We start from the raw sequence: 16,754 nt of genomic DNA, 5'->3' as shown, positions 1-16,754 counted from the left end.
GACGGAGGCCGGCCCGGACGCCACCGCTCAGGATGCCTTACGGGCGAGTGTGAGCATATGACCGCTGACGCCCAGCAGGGAGGGGACCGACTCCAGGCGGCGCTGGGCATCGAGCACCAAGGCGCGGCGCTCGGGGTCGTCGAGCCAGTCGTCGATGTCGCGGTACAGCCAGAAGGCTCCCTCCAGGCCGTGGCGGGTGGCGCCGGGAAGCCCGGCGTCGGCGAACTCGGCCGGGACGTCGTCCGGGTCGTGCAGGTAGGCGGTGAAGCCTTCGTACGCGGGGCGCAGGTTCCCGTCCGCCAGGGCCGAGAGCGCCACCTTCCGCATCTCCGGCCGCAGGTACAGCTCCAGGTGGATCATGTCGTGCACGGCCGCGGAGCGGTTGATCGTCGCGGCGGCCACCAGGCCTCCCGGCCGTACCACCCGTACCGCCTCGGCCAGGGCGCGGACCCGGTCGGCGCGGTCGTGCAGGTGGTAGAGCGGGCCCATCAGCAGCACCGCGTCCACGCTCTCGTCGGGCACCGGCAGATGCCTGGCGTCCCCCTGTCGCGCGGTGATCCCGGCCAGCCGCGCCGCCCGCTCCACGTGCAGCGGTATCAGGTCGATCAGCTCGACCTCGTACCCGTCGGCGGCCAGCCACTCGGCGTGCACCCCGGTACCACCGCCCACGTCCAGCACCCTGGCGGGAGCGCCGGGCAGCGCCGCGCGCAGCACCTCCTGCGTCCGCCACAACTCCAGCCGGCCACGTCCGGTGCGGAGCCTGTCGTGTTCCTTGTCCAGCCCGTAGTGGGCCAGGAGTTCCTGTGTCATCTCCATGCTCGATGATGTCTTCGCCCTTGGTGAAGGGGCAAACGAATTACTCCGTCGAGTGAATGGAAGGGACCGTCCGGGCGAGAAAAAGGCAGGAAAAACTCGGGTGAGACATGTGATGCTCAACGCTTTACCACAGCGGGCTCGACCACGGCGGAACGGAGACCGAGCGTGCCGGAAAAGAAGCCGGACGACACCGCGGAGCGACGGCCCTATATCGCGCTTCTCGTCCACAGGGTGGTCGTGGAGGGCGGGTACGCGCCTGCTCGTTACACCGAGGACACCGTCCTCATCCATGAGCGCTCGATCGAGGGTGCGAGCAGGCGGGCGGAGGCGATGGGAAAGGCTGACGAGGTCGCTTACCTGAACGAATTCGGTGAGACCGTGACGTGGACGCTCATGGGGGTCGCGGACGTCCGGGAGGCCCTGTACGACGACCTTGACTCGGACACGAGTCTTTATTCACGAAGCTTCGACGATCTCTCGCGATACGGCGACCTCTTCTCTTTCTCGTCACTTGGCGGTCAGGAAGCCTGAGTCCGGCACCACCGGGCCGGAACCATGCCGATCGTGAGCCTTTCCGGTCGCCTCGCAGGTGCGCCGACGCCTGCCGTACAAGGTGAGCAGAGCGGCGGTCGTCCCGTAAGACGGCGATCCTTTTCCCTTTGCTCGCGCACCGATCACGGCCGCGTCACCCGGCACCAGACGCGATCCGGCCCGCATCGTCCTCATGGCGTTCCCAGAACAGGACAGCCCGGTGGACCAGGGCCTCATGGCGCTTGTGGCCCGAGGTCCCGGCCTACCTGGAGAGCCGACCTCGGACGCGCCGTACGGGTTCCCAGCGAAGCCTCCTGGCCTTTGGCTCGGTCACCAGCGGTCGGCAATTTCCTCCTGCTTCGGAAGTGCACCTGAGCACGAAGCCTTCCTCGGCCTCGGCTGCGCCTTGATCTGCTGGCGCCGCCTCAACCCATCGTGTTAACAGCTCTTAAGGAAGCCAGTCCTGAAGTCCGGCGAGATGCCCGAGTTCCGACTCGATGCGCTGCCTGTCGCTGGAGGTGAGCTCCAGAACGCGCAAATCGGCGCCCCATGGATCGATGGGCTCGCCGAGGACCATGGCCAGGTCGATGAGGTGACACAGAGCGATAGCCCGCTCGACCACCGGGGCGTCCGCACCATGCCTGCGCACCGCAGACTTGAGCGCGCGAAAAGCCTGCAGGTCATCATTCTTGAACTCGCGCAGAATCCGGGCGTTGTCGAGCGCCCTGGCCAGGCCTGTCAGCTTCTTCGAGCCGCCATACTCCAGTTCGGACGGCTCGTCACGCTGGATGAACATGATCGAGTTCCCGGACGGATCGATCAGCGTGAACCGGGACGCACCTGGCCGGTAGCGGGTGATCCGCGGCAGGCCGGAACTCAGCACCTTGCCGTGGACCCGGCGCATCGCCGCGACGAACGCCGCGTGATACGACGCCACGGCGTCGACCATGACCAGGCAACCTCCGGACTCCTCCCGGGCCGGATCCAGCCCTTTGGGCGCCGGGCCGAAGTGCAGTTGGAATCCGCTCCATTGCAGCGCCAGATAGACATAGGGCTTGCTCTGCTTGTAGGTCGCCTCGAACCCCAGTGCCTCATAGAACGCCAAGGTCTCCTCCATCGACGCGCACGGCATCAACGGCACCGTCGTCTCGTTCGGCTGAATCGCGATCTCACTCACGTCATTCCACCTTCCGGATCGTCCGACGATGCTTGCACTCTGCAGCGAACCTCGCATATGGATCGTTCCAGTCCCAGTAAGGAGGTGGGTCACTGTCAATGGGCAGCCGCGACGTCTGTTCGAGTTGCAGGATGCCTGAATGCGATGAGATCACTTCACCGACTACCGAAGTGTATACGGACCACTTTCACCAAGGGCCCTTACCCACATAGGCCTTAAATCCGTCAGCCGCCTCGACCAGGAAACCCACGATGGAAGTGTGCCCTTTCACGGGCAATAAGGATCTTGCGGATCCGATCTCACCTTCGCCCACGTGAACAGCGCAGTTTCCTCACGGCCGTAAAGCCGGATCACTTCGCTTTGCCGATGGCACCGCTCTCGGCGACTCGGCCGGAGCGTACGGCCAGAGTCACTCTCGACCGGTGATCACATACCCGGCCGTTTCGGCGGCCGGGCAGAGGTACGGTTTCTTCACCACGGTCTTCACTCACCCGAAGAGCCGTCCGCATGTAGTACATAAGTAGTACCATGACCATATGGAAGCCACAGCCCGGGAGTTCAACCAGCAGTCCGCTCGCATCCTCGCCGCGGCAGAGCAGGGCGAGACGATCGCGGTCACCAAGAACGGCCGCCATATCGCAACCTTGGTGCCAGCCCACCAGGCCGAGCCGCCGCTCCCGTTTCCCACCGATCCCATGGGGGACGACGATCTTCCCCTGTTCGACGGGCCCACCGATCTGTCGGCGCGGACCGATGAGTTCCTGGCCGGAGGTTTTGGTCGGTGAACGTCCCTGTGGCCATCGCTGACACCTCGGCTCTGCTGGCGACCTTCAACCGCCAGGACGCAGAGCATGACGCATGCGTCAAAGCCCGAGCTCAGGTCGGTCACCTGGTCATATCCCCCCTTGTCCTCGCCGAGCTCGACTATCTGATCACGAGCAGGATCGGCCAGCAGGCCGCCTTCGCGGTCCTCGACCACGTCATGGGCAGGATCGACGTCAAACGGTACGAGGTTCCCGAGGTGTCACCGCATCTGCGCACCGCCGGCGCGCTCATGACCCGCTACCGGACGATGAACATCGGCCTGACCGACGCGATGAACGCGGCTCTGGCGGCCGAGTTCCGTACCGACGCCGTCTTCACGCTGGATCGCGAGCACTTCCGCGCGATCCGCCCGCTTACCGGCCACGAGTGCTTTCGGTTGCTGCCCGACGACATCTGACAGGCCCGAGCGATGCGAACCGCGACCGGCGCCGCCAAGCGCCAAGCGCACGCTCATCGTTCAAGCGGTGAGCACCAGTGCCCCCACCGTCGCGGTCACACAGGTCACCACCAGCACCGCCTCCGTCAGCACGAAGATCAGCATCGGGACCCGCACTCCCCTGCGGCGGCACCACTCGAACCACAGCAGGGTCGCGAGGGAGGCCCACGGGGTGATCACCGGGCCGATGTTGGTGCCGATGAGCAGGGCGAGCAGCAGGTCGCGCTCTCCCGTGGGGATGACGTGCTCCACCACCGTGTAGGCGGGCAGGTTGTTGATCAGGTTGGACAGCACAGCTCCGACGGCTGCCACACGGTAGGCCCCGTCGCCTCCCGATCCTCCGGAGGTCCCGGCGAGGGAGCTCATCACCGAGGCCAGGCCGTACCGGCTCAGGGTGGGCACGACCAGGAACAGGCCGACGACGAAGACGAGCAGTTGCCAGGGGAACAGTGCGAGGGTGAGCTTCGAGCGGTCGCGCCAGGCGAAGGCGGCGAGCATCAGGGCCGCCCCGGCCAGGGCGGCGAGCTGGATCGGCACCTCCAGCAGGATCGCGGCGACGAACAGCACGCACGCTCCGGTCGCGGCCCTGAACAGCAGCGGGTCGGCGACCGCCTCGGCAACCGGCGGTCGGTAGCGGCCGGTTCCGCGCCGGCCCCGGCGCCAGAAGAACACCCACAGCAGGACCGCGGTGACCGTGATGGACACGAGCTGGGGGAACCACAGACGTCCGGCGAACTCGCGGGCGGACATACCGAGCCGGTCCATGGCCAGCAGGTTCGTCAGGTTCGAGACCGGCAGGAGCAGGGCGGCGGTGTTGGCCAGCCAGAGGGTGGTCATGGCCGGTGGCAGCGCGGCGATACCGGTCCGGGCCGCGAGGGCGAGCATGACGGGCGTCAGCAGCACCACCGTGGTGTCCAGGTTCAGGAACATGGTGACCAGCGAGGCGAAGGCGACGCACATCAGGAAGAGCGCCATGTGGTTCCCTCGGCCGAGCACCGCCAGCCGGGTCGCGACCACGTCGAAGACCTGGGCCTCCTTGACGAGCTCCGCCATGACGATCACCGCGGCGAGGAAGATCAGGATCGGCGCGATCCGTTCCATCTGGTCCCATGCCTCGCGGGCGGGGAGCAGGCCGGTGGCGACGAACAGCAGGCCGAGACCCAGGAGGGCGAGGCGGATGAGGTCCAGGGCACTCGGTCTGCGCGGCACATCGGCCAGGATGGCATGGCTGACCTGCCGCGACTCCTTCGGGGAGCGGATGGCGAGCGGCTGAACCGGGGATCCGCCGGCGTGAGCGATCCGGGCCGGGGAGCGAACGATGCGAGGTTCAGACCGGAGGGCGAACGGGTCCGGGATTCGACGTTCGGGTCAGGGAGCCGTCGGCGACGCGGGTGGTTCAGATCAGGAGAGAACGGTACGGGCGGTTCGAAGCACGAAGAGGAGAGGCGGACGGCTCAGGCGGTTCGACCGGAGAACGGACGGTTCAGGCGGTGGCGCGGGCGGTGAGGTCGGACCAGAGGTCGTCCATCCGGGCCTCCAGCTCCTCCAGGGTGCCGTCGTTCCGTACGACGATGTCGGCGATCTTCAGACGTTCCTCGCGGGTCGCCTGGGCGGCGATCCTGGCCTTGGCGTCCTGCTCGGTCATGCCGCGCAACTCGATCAGGCGGGCGAGGCGGACGTCGTCGGGGGTGTCCACGACGACCACGAGCTCGTACATGCCCGCGAGGCCGTTCTCGGCCAGCAGCGGCACGTCGTAGACCACGATGCTTCCGGTGGGGGCCTGTTCCTGGAGCTCGGCGATCCGGGCGCCGACGAGCGGGTGGACGATGGCGTTGAGCGAGGCCAGCTTCTCGGAGTCGGTGAAGACGATCGAGCCGAGCCTCTCCCGGTCGAGGGAGCCGTCCTCGCGGAGGATCCCGGTGCCGAAGACGCCGACGACGCGCGCCAGGCCGGGGGTCCCCGGCTCCACCACCTCGCGGGCGATCTTGTCCGCGTCGATGACCATGGCGCCTCGGGCGGCCAGCCGCTTGGAGACCTCGCTCTTGCCGGACCCGATGCCGCCGGTAAGCCCCACCTTGAACATGATCCGCAGCATACGCGGTAAGGGACACCCCACAGAATCTCCGACCCGGATCTTCCGCGGGATGCGGGTCAGGGCGGCCGTGGGCCACCTGTCGTGGCTCGTCAGGTGACGGGACCGGCAGGGGCGGCCCGAGGGCGGGATTTGGCACGCGGCCGAAGGGGAGTGTGTCACGCGGCCTCACCCATGAGGTCTCGCATGTGCCCTGATGGCCGCTCGTGTCATGACCGGAGCACGCAAGGAGGCCATCGGGAGCAGGAGACGCTCACGGTCCGCCTTCGCGGGACATCAGCTCACAGCGGTCGTCTCTGCACGACATCGGCGATGACGGCGTTCACGTCCCTGTCGGCTTTCTCCGGCTCCGGCGGGACCCTCTCCCGGCCGGCGAACGCGCCTTCGCCGGTACTTCGCCCACCGCGAACCGCTGCCCAGGTTGCGAAGTGGGCATCCGCCCACGATGGTGGGCGCACGCTCATTATGGTGCGGGAGCAACCAGCGCCTCCGCGGGACGAGCTTCGTGAAGTCAGGCAGACGGCGGAGTCGTTCGGGGGCCACGCCGACCGCTACGACCGGGCCCGGCCGAGGCGGCGCAGGTGCTGCGTCCCAGCGGCCTGCCGGCGGTGTCCGCTCACGCCTGCGACCCGCCACCCTTCGTCGCGGAGGCGTTGGCCACGGTCTTCCGGAAGGTGGCGCCCGACTCGCCGCTCAGCCGTAGGCCGGGAGCGGCAGCGTCCCAGCGCCGGATGTCCTGGAGCTCGTCCAAGGCCGTCTCACAACCGGCCCCCGGACAGTGAACCGCTGCCGCCGTACAACGAGATCGCCTGGGCAGGGCCGACCCGTGCGACCCGTGCGAGGTCGCGGCCCCAGGGAAGTCCCTCCGCCGTGGAGTCACCGCTTCACCCCACGGGAAACGTCACCCCGGTGAGCTCCTCGGAGACGGCCCACAGGCGCTGCTGAACGGCCTGGTCGTGGGAGTCAGGGCTGGAGGTGACCAGCTTCGGATATCCCCGGATCTCACCCCGGTTGCCGGGACCGTAGTACTGGCCGCCGATGACGGCCGGATCGGTGGCGGCGCGCAGGGTGGGCAGGGCGCCCATCTCGGCCTTCTGGGTGAGCAGCGGCGCGAGCCAGGTGACGGGCACCCGAAGCGCGGCGGGGGTGTTGCGGGTGAGTTCGGTGTTGGACACGTCGGGATGGGCGGCCACCGCGACCGTGGTGCCGTGCGGCGCTAGCCGGCGCTGCAGTTCGTACGTGAACATCAGGTTGGCGAGTTTGGCCTGGCCGTAGGCGCCGGTGCGGCTGTACGAGCGCTCCCACTGCAGGTCGTCGAAGTGGATGGCGGCCCGGATGCGGTGGCCGGTGCTGCTGACCGTGACGACGCGGGAGCCGGGGACGGGCAGGAGCCGGTCCAGCAGCAGGCCCGTGAGGGCGAAGTGGCCGAGGTGGTTGGTGCCGAACTGCAGCTCGAAGCCGTCGGCGGTGGTCTGCTTCGGGGTGTACATCACACCGGCGTTGTTGATCAGAAGGTCGATGCGCGGGTGGGTGGCGCGCAGATCGGCCGCCGCGGACCGGATCGACTCCAGGGAGGTCAGGTCGAGGGCTTGGACGGTGACGTCGCCGTCGATGCGGGCGGCCGCACGCTTGCCCTTCTCGACGTCGCGGACGGCCAGGACCACCGCCGCCCCGCGCGCGGCGAGCATCCGGGCGGTCTCGAAGCCCAGCCCGGTGTTGGCGCCGGTCACGATCGCCACCCGGCCGTGCTGATCGGGGATGTGCTGCTCGGTCCAGTTGCCACTCATGGCGCACTCCTAAAAAACCATCGGTCTGTTACGAGAGCGAGCTTAAGAGACTGGCGGTCTGATGTCAAAAGACCGACGGTCTTTAAGATACGATGAGGACGTGACATTCCAGCGGGCGCGAAGCGAGGAGCAGCGGGAGATCCGCCGCCGGGCGATCCTGGACACGGCGGCGGCGATGCTCGATGAGATGCCCGTGGCCGAGGTGAGCCTCAACGAGCTCAGCCGGCGGGTGGGCCTGGCCAAGTCGAACGTCCTGCGATATTTCGAGTCGCGCGAAGCGGTGCTGCTCGAACTGCTGGACGACTTTCTGGGAAGCTGGCTCGCCGAGCTGGCGGACGAGCTGGCCGTGGGCATCGAGGGGCACGCGGCGCCGGAAGTGCGAGCGGGCCGGCTGGCCGAGATCCTCAGCCGGTCGCTGGCGGGCCGGGTGGCGCTGTGCGACCTCTTCGGCGCGCAGGGCGGCGTCCTCGAGCACAACGTCTCGGTCGAGGTGGTCAAGCGGCACAAGCGTTCCTCCCTCACCAGGCTCGCGGCCATGACCGAGCTCGTGCGCCGCCACGTGCCCGAGCTCGGCGACGGCGCACAACTGTTCTGCCTGATGAGCCTCGTCTCGGCGGGCGCCCTGTCCTCCTACGTCCCGCCGCCGCCCAGCCTCCTCGCCGCCTATGCGGACGAGCCCGCCCTCGGCGTGCTCCACCTGGAGCTGCGTGACGCTCTGCGGATCTCCTTCACCTCGGCGCTCCTGGGTGTGCTGCCACGCTCCTGAACCTTTCGCCGACGCCTTCGGTGGGGTCCAGTCATCCGGGAGCATGCCCCACGATCCCGGACGACCTCGACCCGGGGAGCACTTGCTCAAAGCCTTTCGGCCACGCGGCGTGACAGCAGGCCTTCTCACGGCTCCCTGCGCATGTGCACCAGCGTCAGGTGATCGCTCATCCGTTCCCTGCCGGTCTCCCGGTAGCCCTGACGGCGGTACAGGCGCAGGTTGGCCTCGGACAGGTGGCCGGTGAACAGGTCGAAGGCGAGGGCCGTGGCGGCCTCGGTGTGCAGGGAGGTCAGCAGGGAGCCCCCGATGCCTGCACCCTGCCGGTCCGGGGCTACCACCAGGCGGCCGACGAGGCAGGTCGTGCCGGACATCCGGCCGCGTACCGCGCCCACGATCCTGCTCCCGTCCCTGGCGACGAGCACGGTGGCCGTCTCGACGGCCTGGCGGATCTGGTCGGCCGACTCCACCAGGGGCGGGATGAACGGGTCACCGTAGAGCTGGGCCTCACCCACGTAGGCGGCGCGCTGCACCGTCAGGATCTCGCCGGCGTCCTCGGGCTTCGCATACTCGATCACGGTCACGGCGTCACCTTAGCCGGGCCGTGGGAGGGAGGGGTGAGCCAGGGCACGGGAACGGCCAGGGGCGGAGAAGCCCACGGGGTTCGGGCCCGGGGTGCAAGCGCGGTGGGACCGGGCCGAGCCGGACCAGGGCCGGGACGCGGAAAGGGCCCCGCCGGAGCGGGGCCCTTCCGTGGAACGTCTACCGCGTGATCAGTTCTGACCGCCCGCGAGCTTCTCGCGCAGAGCCGCGAGAGCCTCGTCGGAGGCCAGGGCGCCACCCGCCGGAGCGGAGGAGCCGCTGCTGGCGGCACCGGTGGAGCCACCACCGGCCGGCGGGGTCTCGCCGGAGTAGGACGTGGGGGCAGCCTCGCCCGCCTCGGCCTCGGCCTTGCGGGCCTCCTCGACCTGCTTCTTGTGCGCCTCGAAGCGGGTCTGGGCCTCGGCGTACTGCCGCTCCCACTCCTCGCGCTGCTTGTCGAAGCCCTCGAGCCACTCGCCGGTCTCGGAGTCGAAACCCTCGGGGTAGATGTAGTTGCCCGAGTCGTCGTAGGTCGCCGCCATGCCGTACAGCGTGGGGTCGAACTCGACGTCGGCGCCCATCGCACCCTCGTTCGCCTGCTTGAGCGACAGCGAGATCCGGCGGCGCTCCAGGTCGATGTCGATGATCTTCACGAAGATCTCGTCACCCACCTGGACGACCTGCTCGGGGATCTCGACGTGGCGCTCGGCCAGCTCGGAGATGTGCACCAGGCCCTCGATGCCCTCCTCGACGCGGACGAACGCACCGAACGGCACCAGCTTGGTGACGCGACCCGGGACGACCTGACCGATCTGGTGGGTACGGGCGAACTGCTGCCAGGGGTCTTCCTGCGTCGCCTTGAGCGACAGGGAGACGCGCTCGCGCTCCATGTCGACGTCGAGCACCTCGACGGTGACCTCCTGGCCGACCTCGACGACCTCGGAGGGGTGGTCGATGTGCTTCCAGGAGAGCTCGGAGACGTGGACCAGACCGTCGACGCCGCCGAGGTCGACGAACGCACCGAAGTTGACGATCGAGGAGACGACGCCCTTGCGGACCTGACCCTTCTGAAGGGTGTTGAGGAACGTCTGGCGAACCTCGGACTGCGTCTGCTCGAGCCAGGCACGGCGGGACAGGACCACGTTGTTGCGGTTCTTGTCCAGCTCGATGATCTTGGCTTCGAGCTCGCGGCCCACGTACGGCTGGAGGTCGCGGACGCGCCGCATCTCGACCAGGGACGCCGGCAGGAAGCCTCGCAGGCCGATGTCGAGGATGAGACCACCCTTGACGACCTCGATGACGGTGCCGGTGACGATGCCGTCCTCGTCCTTGATCTTCTCGATCGTGCCCCAGGCCCGCTCGTACTGAGCGCGCTTCTTGGACAGGATCAGGCGGCCTTCCTTGTCCTCCTTCTGGAGGACCAGGGCCTCGACGTGCTCGCCAACCTCGACGACATCCGCCGGGTCGACATCGTGCTTGATCGAGAGCTCGCGCGAGGGGATGACACCCTCGGTCTTGTAGCCGATGTCGAGCAAAACTTCGTCTCGATCGACCTTGACGACGGTGCCCTCGACGATGTCGCCGTCGTTGAAGTACTTGATGGTCAGGTCGATCGCTGCGAGGAACTCTTCCTCAGAGCCGATGTCGTTGACCGCTACCTGCGGGGTGCTCGAGGTGGCCTCAGTGCTGCTCGTCATGTGTGGAGTTGCTCCGAACGCGGACAGATGTCGATGTGGCGAACGCGCGGCAGGCCTCTTACCGTCAGCCGAAGAATTGACGTCGACATGATCGAGCGCGAGCCCACTCCGTCCGAGACACGCGCGAGCCCACAGCGCAGCGATCAGCATATGAGACCAGACGGGTATGGTCAATCCGACGACACTACGCGACCACCGGTCACGAGGTCGACGATCTCGCTCAGTATGCGTTGATCAATTGCTTCCGATCGCTCCTGATCTTACCCCGAAGCCCGCGTGGGACGGAGATGCGGTCCGGGTCGCCGTCCGCGGTGTAGCGCTCGCGCGGATGCCTGTCCAGCCACTCCAGCCAGTACTGCGAACACCATTTCCGGCATTCGCCCTTTTTACCGTTGCTTTGGATGCGCTGGATGGAGCGGTGATCGTAGCGCCTGACGAACGGCGAGACCGACGGCTCGGCCCCGGCCAGGAAGACCCCCTTGAAGCGGTACGGGACGCCCTGCCACTTCCCGGACTGCACGGTGGCGCGCTTGCGCGGCATCGCCCCGAACGGCAGCGCCATGGTCTCCGACGGGGGCACGCCGAGCCTCTTCAGCATCCGCTCGACCCGGGCGAGCTGCCCGGCGATCTCCTTCTTCCCCAGGCCGGGCAGGTAGGGGTGGCTCCAGGTGTGGTTGGCCACCTCGAAGCCCCGCTCGACGAGCCAGCGCACGGCCCGTTCCTGGTCGCGCCGCTCCTGCAGCCCGAACGGGTACCGGTTGACCCAGAAGGTGGCCACCGGCCGGAAGCCGGGATACTTCCTGGCGACCTGGTAGATGATGCCGACCGCACTGTTCCTCGCGGGCGTGCCGTCCGCCTGGAGCGCGAAGTGGCTGTGGTGGCCGTCGTCGAAGGTGAGCACGACCGGGTGCTTGCCCGCGGGGACGTCCATCCGGCCGGTGGCGAACTCGCGCGCGGTGACCGGCACGTAGCCGTCCCGGGCGAGCCTCTCCAGCTCCTTGCGGACCTGGTCCGGCGTACGGTCGATCGAGGCCAGCCGCCTGTGGGTGATCCGGTGGTACATCAGGATCGGGACCATGCCCGCCTCGTTGGCCTTGACCTGCCGGGCGAACTCCGGCGAGGCGGTGATCGGCGGTGGCAGCTCGGCCGAGGGCAGGCTCGGGTCCGGCGTGGGCGAGGCGGACGGCTGCGGCGGCTGGGACGGCCCGCGGGTGGGGCCGCCGGAGGCGGACGCCCCGGGCCGGGCGGGCGGGGTGGGGAGCGTGAGGAGCACCACCACCGCCATCGTGACGACCAGCACGTTGGCCAGCATGATGATCCGCGTCAGGGGGATTGAACTCAGCACAAAACTCCCGTGCCCGTCGAGCTTATCGGCTGGGCCACCACCCTAGAACAGACTCGGACAGGCCTGGCCAATCACCAGGGGACGGGCCCCCTCGGACGCCGCCGCGGGCACCCTGTGGACGATCACGCGGAGAGCCCGGAAACGGCCCGTGAGCGGACACGCGAACGGCCTCGCGCCACCCGGTGGTCACCCCGTCCAGGAGGCCCTGGAGACCGTCTGAGGGCCGCGGAGACGGCCTCCGGGGACTTGGAAAGACAGCGGTCAGTGCCCCGCGTCCTCCCAGGTGCGCCCGACGCCCACCGAGACGGCCAGCGGGACCCGCAGGGAGTAGGCGGCGTTCATCCGGTCGGTGACCAGCTCGCGCAGGGTCTCCAGCTCGCCGGGGGCCACCTCGAACACGAGCTCGTCGTGGACCTGGAGCAGCATCCGGGAGCCGAGGGCGGCCTCCTTGAGCGCGCCCTGCACACCCAGCATGGCGATCTTGATGATGTCGGCCGCCGACCCCTGGATGGGCGCGTTGAGCGCCATCCGCTCGGCGATCTCGCGGCGCTGGCGGTTGTCGCTGTTGAGGTCGGGCAGGTAGCGGCGCCGGCCCATGATGGTCTCGGTGTAGCCGTCGTTCCTGGCCTGGGCGACGATCGCGTTGAGGAAGTCGCGGACGCCGCCGAACTCCTCGAAGTACTCCTCCTTGAGCGCCCTGGCCTCGGAGACCGGGATGCCGAGCTGTTCCGAGAGCCCGAAGTCGGACAGGCCGTAGGCGAGGCCGTAGTTCATCGCCTTGATCTTGGCCCGCATCTCCCCGGTGACCTTCTCGGGGTCGGTGTCGAAGACCCGGGCCGCGGTGGCCTTGTGGAAGTCGTGGCCGGACTCGAAGGAGGCGATCAGCGCCTCGTCGCCGGACAGGTGGGCCATGATGCGCAGCTCGATCTGGCTGTAGTCGGCGGTCAGCAGGGTCTCGAAGCCCTTGCCGACCGTGAAGCCCTGCCGGATCCTGCGGCCCTCGGCGGTGCGGATCGGGATGTTCTGCAGGTTGGGCTTCTCCGAGCTGAGCCGGCCGGTGACCGCCACGATCTGGTTGAACGTGGTGTGGATGCGGCCGTCGTCGGCGATCTCCTTGATCAGGCCCTCGACCGTGACCTTGAGCTTGGCCTGGTCGCGGTGGCGCAGCATGATCGTCGGCAGCTCGTGCTCGGTCTGGGTGGCCAGCCAGGCCAGCGCGGAGGCGTCGGTGGTGTAGCCGGTCTTGGTCTTCTTGGTCTTGGGCAGGTTGAGCCGCACGAACAGGATGTCCTGGAGCTGCTTGGGCGAGCCCAGGTTGAACTGCTCGCCGCCCATGGAGGCGTGCGCGGCCTCGACGGCCTGCTTGACCGCGGCGCCGAACTCGGCCTCCAGCGCCTCGAGGTGGTCGCGGTCGGCGGCGATGCCGGCCCGCTCCAGCTCGGCCAGGACGGTGACGAGCGGGAGCTCCACGTCGCGCAGCAGGTGGATGGCGCCCAGCGGCTCCAGGAACGCCTCCAGCGCGTCGGCCAGCTCGCCGACCGCCAGCGCCCGCAGGGCCAGCTCCCGGGCGCCGTCGGCGTCGGTGTCGTCGAAGAGGCTGGCCTGGCCGCCGTTGTCGGTCTCGCTGCGCAGCTCGCGCCGAAGGTAGACGCGGACCAGGTCCTCCAGCGGGAACGAGCGCTGCCCCGGCGTGGCCAGGTAGGCCGCCAGGGCGGTGTCGCAGTTGAGGCCGCACAGCTCCATGCCCTGGGCCCACAGGGCGAGCATCGGCCCCTTGGCGTCGTGCACGGCCTTGGGGATCGAGGGGTCGGCCAGCCACTCGCGCAGGGCCGCCTCGTCCGCCTCGGTCAGCGTGGCCGGGTCGACGAACGCCGCCCGCCCGCCGGACGCCTTCTCCGCCCCGTCGCCGGCCGCGTCCCCGGCACGCGTCCCGGCCGCCGCGATGGCGATTCCGTCGACGCGGCCGGTGCCGCTGCCGTAGGCGCCCCTGAAGGCCAGGCCGGCGCGGCCTGCGGGCAGGGCACGCAGCCAGGGGCCGACCTCGTCGGGGCCCAGGGTGACGGCCTCGACCGCGAAGCCGTCCTCGGCCTCGGCCCCGGCGCCGCCCTGGGGCGAGGCGATCGTCTTGAGCACCCGGTCGCGGATCTCGCCGCGGAACTCCAGCGTGTCGAGGATCTTGTCGATCTCCTCGCGGTGCGGCCTGCCGAGCGCCAGGTCGGTGACGTCGCGGTCCACCGGGACGTCGCGGATGAGCTGGGTCAGGCGCCGGTTCATCAGGACCTGGTCGAGGTGGTCGCGGAGCTTGTCGCCGACCTTGCCCTTGACCTCGTCGATCCGGTCGACCAGGGCCTCCAGCGAGCCGAACTCGCGGATCCACTTGGCCGCGGTCTTCTCGCCCACGCCGGGGATGTTCTTGAGGTTGTCGCTGGAGTCGCCACGGATGGCGGCGAAGTCGGGATACTGCGCGGGGGTCAGCTCGTACTTCTCCAGGACCGCCTCGGGGGTGAAGCGGGTCATGTTGCTGATGCCGACGCGGGTCATCAGCACGGTGACGTGCTCGTCCACGAGCTGCAGCGCGTCGCGGTCGCCGGTGACGATCAGCACGCTCATGCCCTGCGCGGAGGCGCGGGTGGCCAGGGTCGCGATCAGGTCGTCGGCCTCGTACCCGGCCAGCGACAGGTGCGGCACGGCCAGCGCGTCGAGCATCTCGTGGATCAGGCTCATCTGGCTGCGGAAGCTGTCGGGGGTCGCGCTCCGGCCGGCCTTGTAGTCGGCGTACTCCTCGTGGCGGAACGTGGGCTCGGAGCGGTCGAAGCAGACCGCCACGTGGGTGGGCCGCTCGTCCCTGAGCACGTTGACCAGCATCGAGGTGAACCCGTAGACGGCGTTGGTCGTCTGGCCCGTGGAGGTGGAGAAGTTCTCCTCGGGGAGGGCGTAGAAAGCCCTGTAGGCCAGTGAATGACCGTCCAGCAGCAGGAGACACGGACGAGTGGGGGTCGCTTCGCTCTTCGGCACAGCGAAAGCCTAGTCTCCTCCTACGACAGAACGCCTGGCCTCGCTCGACAGGAGACGCCCCCTTGACCATGACAGACCCCGACGAGTCCGCGCGGTCCCTCCAGGAACAGGTGGGCGTCATGCACCGGAACACGCTCGTGGACCGGATGGGCATCGAGATCACCGAGGCCTCCCCCGAGCGGGTGGTCGGCACGATGCCCGTCGAGGGCAACATCCAGCCCTACGGCCTGCTGCACGGCGGCGCCTCCTGCGTGCTGGCCGAGACCCTGGGCTCGACCGGCGCGGCGCTGCACGCCGGGCCCGGCCGCATCGCGGTGGGCGTCGAGATCAGCGCCACCCACCACCGTTCGGCCACCTCGGGCCTGGTCACCGGGGTCGCCACCCGGGTGCACGGCGGCCGGACGCTGGCCACGTACGAGATCGAGATCACCGACGACCGGGGCCGCAGGGTGTGCAGCTCGCGCCTGACGTGCATGCTCCGCGACACCTGAGGCGGCCGGCTCCGTCCCGGGCCCCTCTCGAGCCCCGTCCCGGGTCCCGGCCGACGCCTTCCGGTCATGACCCGCAGGTGCCCGGCGGACGTCTGATCACATCTCGTACTCGATCATATTCGGACCGCCTTTTTGCCCTCGTGGAGCAACCGGTCCGCTACGGTGGGTGACGGTGATGTCCGTGGGGGACCGAGTAGAAAACGTACGGGGTCGGGGAAGCTCCGTATGGCGCCAAAGGTCTCCCCCGGGCTCGCCGGGTCCGTGGGGCGGCCGGGATCCATCCGGCCCCTTCCGTCCACCGGTCCGCGCCGGACGGGCGCGGACCGGTGGACGGGCCGGGTCGGACCATGGCCCGGGTGGCCCCTGACGGCCCTCAGGGGCCGGGGGACCGAGATTCCCGGACGGTGCGGCCCGGAGGCTCAGACGTCGGTGTGCGTCGGGTCGAGCACGCGGCGCAGGAAGGTCTGCGTGCGCTCGTTGCGCGGGGCGCCGATCACCTGCTCGGGGGTGCCGTCCTCCACGATCACGCCACCGTCCATGAACACGACCCGGTCGGCCACGTCGCGGGCGAACGCCATCTCGTGGGTGACCACCAGCATGGTCATCCCCTCCTCGGCGAGCTTGCGCATGACCGTGAGCACGTCGCCGACCAGCTCGGGGTCGAGCGCCGAGGTGGGCTCGTCGAAGAGCATCAGCGCCGGGCTCATCGCCAGGGCCCTGGCGATGGCCACCCGCTGCTGCTGCCCGCCGGAGAGCTGGGCCGGGTAGGAGCTCCACTTCTCGCCGATGCCGACCTTCTCCAGGTTCTCCCTGGCGATCCGCTCGGCCTCGGCCGCGCTCCGCTTCAGGACCCGGCGCTGCGCGATCATCACGTTCTGCAGCGCGGTCATGTGCGGGAACAGGTTGAACTGCTGGAAGACCATCCCGACACCGCGCCGGGCCGCGTCGATGTCGACGTCGCGGTGGGTCAGCTCCACGCCGTTGACGACCACCCTGCCCGCGGTGGGCTCCTCCAGCAGGTTCACGCACCGCAGCAGGGTGGACTTGCCCGAGCCCGAGGGGCCGATGACGCAGACCACCTGGCCGGGGTCGACCGCGAAGTCGATGCCCTTGAGGACCTCCAGCTTCCCGAAGCTCTTGTGCAGGTCGCGGATCTCGACCGCGTGGTTCGCCGAGATCGCCGGAGTCACCGGAGTC

16 protein-coding genes are annotated in these 16,754 nt (G+C 69.0%); 5 read left to right on the top strand and 11 right to left on the bottom strand.

Going from position 1 to position 16,754, the window contains the following annotated elements; genetic code table 11:
* Nucleotides 1-27: 27 nt before the first annotated feature.
* Nucleotides 28-810, bottom strand: a complete 783-nt coding sequence (locus tag ACZ6RT_RS14230) for a class I SAM-dependent methyltransferase (protein WP_470153774.1) — start codon at nucleotides 808-810, stop codon at nucleotides 28-30.
* Between the two features lie 171 nt (nucleotides 811-981).
* On the opposite strand from ACZ6RT_RS14230, the gene ACZ6RT_RS14225 reads away from it, so the two are divergent.
* Entirely contained in the window at nucleotides 982-1,347 is a 366-nt protein-coding gene (locus tag ACZ6RT_RS14225) for a DUF4288 domain-containing protein (RefSeq protein WP_399191989.1), read from the top strand.
* 448 nt (nucleotides 1,348-1,795) lie between these two features.
* Here the strand turns inward: ACZ6RT_RS14225 and ACZ6RT_RS14220 are convergent, their stop codons facing one another.
* Entirely contained in the window at nucleotides 1,796-2,479 is a 684-nt protein-coding gene (locus ACZ6RT_RS14220) for a VOC family protein (protein ID WP_470153823.1), read from the bottom strand.
* A 581-nt stretch (nucleotides 2,480-3,060) separates the two neighbouring features.
* On the opposite strand from ACZ6RT_RS14220, the gene ACZ6RT_RS14215 reads away from it, so the two are divergent.
* Both ACZ6RT_RS14215 and ACZ6RT_RS14210 read left to right on the top strand, forming a co-directional pair.
* Nucleotides 3,061-3,309, top strand: coding sequence for a type II toxin-antitoxin system Phd/YefM family antitoxin (locus tag ACZ6RT_RS14215; RefSeq protein WP_399191991.1), 249 nt, complete (start codon nucleotides 3,061-3,063; stop codon nucleotides 3,307-3,309).
* Nucleotides 3,306-3,746 carry a PIN domain-containing protein gene (locus tag ACZ6RT_RS14210; RefSeq protein ID WP_399191993.1) on the top strand — a complete coding sequence of 147 codons (441 nt, stop codon included), beginning with the start codon at nucleotides 3,306-3,308 and terminating at the stop codon, nucleotides 3,744-3,746. Before ACZ6RT_RS14215 ends, ACZ6RT_RS14210 begins: the two co-directional genes overlap by 4 nt.
* 60 nt (nucleotides 3,747-3,806) lie before the next feature.
* Here ACZ6RT_RS14210 and ACZ6RT_RS14205 read toward each other — a convergent pair whose 3' ends face one another.
* From ACZ6RT_RS14205 to ACZ6RT_RS14190, 4 genes are all read right to left on the bottom strand, one after another.
* Nucleotides 3,807-4,994, bottom strand: coding sequence for an SLC13 family permease (locus tag ACZ6RT_RS14205; protein ID WP_470153772.1), 1,188 nt, complete (start codon nucleotides 4,992-4,994; stop codon nucleotides 3,807-3,809).
* A 274-nt stretch (nucleotides 4,995-5,268) separates the two neighbouring features.
* Nucleotides 5,269-5,868: a dephospho-CoA kinase gene (gene coaE / locus ACZ6RT_RS14200; RefSeq protein WP_470153770.1), complete on the bottom strand. Its 600-nt coding sequence runs from the start codon at nucleotides 5,866-5,868 to the stop codon at nucleotides 5,269-5,271.
* Between the two features lie 625 nt (nucleotides 5,869-6,493).
* Nucleotides 6,494-6,628, bottom strand: coding sequence for a hypothetical protein (locus tag ACZ6RT_RS14195; protein WP_470153769.1), 135 nt, complete (start codon nucleotides 6,626-6,628; stop codon nucleotides 6,494-6,496).
* A 133-nt stretch (nucleotides 6,629-6,761) separates the two neighbouring features.
* A complete protein-coding gene (locus ACZ6RT_RS14190) occupies nucleotides 6,762-7,664 on the bottom strand; it encodes an SDR family NAD(P)-dependent oxidoreductase (RefSeq protein WP_470153767.1) in 903 nt (300 codons plus the stop codon).
* A gap of 100 nt (nucleotides 7,665-7,764) precedes the next feature.
* Between ACZ6RT_RS14190 and ACZ6RT_RS14185 the strand changes: the two genes are divergently transcribed.
* Nucleotides 7,765-8,430 (top strand): TetR/AcrR family transcriptional regulator, encoded by a 666-nt coding sequence (locus ACZ6RT_RS14185; RefSeq protein WP_470153765.1) that lies wholly within the window; start codon nucleotides 7,765-7,767, stop codon nucleotides 8,428-8,430.
* A 125-nt stretch (nucleotides 8,431-8,555) separates the two neighbouring features.
* On the opposite strand, the gene ACZ6RT_RS14180 is transcribed toward ACZ6RT_RS14185, so the two are convergent.
* From ACZ6RT_RS14180 to polA, 4 genes are all read right to left on the bottom strand, one after another.
* Complete coding sequence (locus tag ACZ6RT_RS14180) at nucleotides 8,556-9,011, bottom strand: GNAT family N-acetyltransferase (RefSeq protein WP_470153763.1); 456 nt, start codon at nucleotides 9,009-9,011, stop codon at nucleotides 8,556-8,558.
* Nucleotides 9,012-9,200: 189 nt separating this feature from the next.
* The gene (gene rpsA / locus ACZ6RT_RS14175) at nucleotides 9,201-10,706 is read right to left on the bottom strand and encodes a 30S ribosomal protein S1 (RefSeq protein WP_399192003.1); all 1,506 of its coding nucleotides are present in this window, start codon (nucleotides 10,704-10,706) and stop codon (nucleotides 9,201-9,203) included.
* A 220-nt stretch (nucleotides 10,707-10,926) separates the two neighbouring features.
* On the bottom strand, nucleotides 10,927-12,051 hold the full coding sequence (locus tag ACZ6RT_RS14170; protein ID WP_399192006.1) for a polysaccharide deacetylase family protein: 1,125 nt from the start codon (nucleotides 12,049-12,051) through the stop codon (nucleotides 10,927-10,929).
* 261 nt (nucleotides 12,052-12,312) lie between these two features.
* Nucleotides 12,313-15,066, bottom strand: a complete 2,754-nt coding sequence (gene polA, locus ACZ6RT_RS14165; protein WP_399192008.1) for a DNA polymerase I — start codon at nucleotides 15,064-15,066, stop codon at nucleotides 12,313-12,315.
* A 119-nt stretch (nucleotides 15,067-15,185) separates the two neighbouring features.
* Here polA and ACZ6RT_RS14160 point away from each other — a divergent pair, with 119 nt between their 5' ends.
* Entirely contained in the window at nucleotides 15,186-15,557 is a 372-nt protein-coding gene (locus ACZ6RT_RS14160) for a PaaI family thioesterase (protein ID WP_344904486.1), read from the top strand.
* Nucleotides 15,558-15,976: 419 nt separating this feature from the next.
* Here the strand turns inward: ACZ6RT_RS14160 and ACZ6RT_RS14155 are convergent, their stop codons facing one another.
* On the bottom strand, nucleotides 15,977-16,747 hold the full coding sequence (locus tag ACZ6RT_RS14155) for an amino acid ABC transporter ATP-binding protein (protein WP_399192010.1): 771 nt from the start codon (nucleotides 16,745-16,747) through the stop codon (nucleotides 15,977-15,979).
* Nucleotides 16,748-16,754: the final 7 nt, after the last annotated feature.

Source organism: Streptosporangium sp. NPDC050148, assembly GCF_055586505.1.
The sequence above is the reverse complement of the archived record's forward strand: the minus strand, read 5'-3'. Positions and strand labels throughout refer to the sequence as shown.

Bases quoted from the DNA above. Each gene is read 5' to 3' on its own strand.
- ACZ6RT_RS14230 (WP_470153774.1), bottom strand. From the start codon at position 810: ATGACACAGGAACTCCTGGCCCACTACGGGCTGGACAAGGAACACGAC.
- rpsA (WP_399192003.1), bottom strand. From the start codon at position 10,706: ATGACGAGCAGCACTGAGGCCACCTCGAGCACCCCGCAGGTAGCGGTC.
- ACZ6RT_RS14215 (WP_399191991.1), top strand. From the start codon at position 3,061: ATGGAAGCCACAGCCCGGGAGTTCAACCAGCAGTCCGCTCGCATCCTC.
- coaE (WP_470153770.1), bottom strand. From the start codon at position 5,868: ATGTTCAAGGTGGGGCTTACCGGCGGCATCGGGTCCGGCAAGAGCGAG.
- ACZ6RT_RS14190 (WP_470153767.1), bottom strand. From the start codon at position 7,664: ATGAGTGGCAACTGGACCGAGCAGCACATCCCCGATCAGCACGGCCGG.
- ACZ6RT_RS14220 (WP_470153823.1), bottom strand. From the start codon at position 2,479: ATGCCGTGCGCGTCGATGGAGGAGACCTTGGCGTTCTATGAGGCACTG.
- ACZ6RT_RS14160 (WP_344904486.1), top strand. From the start codon at position 15,186: ATGCACCGGAACACGCTCGTGGACCGGATGGGCATCGAGATCACCGAG.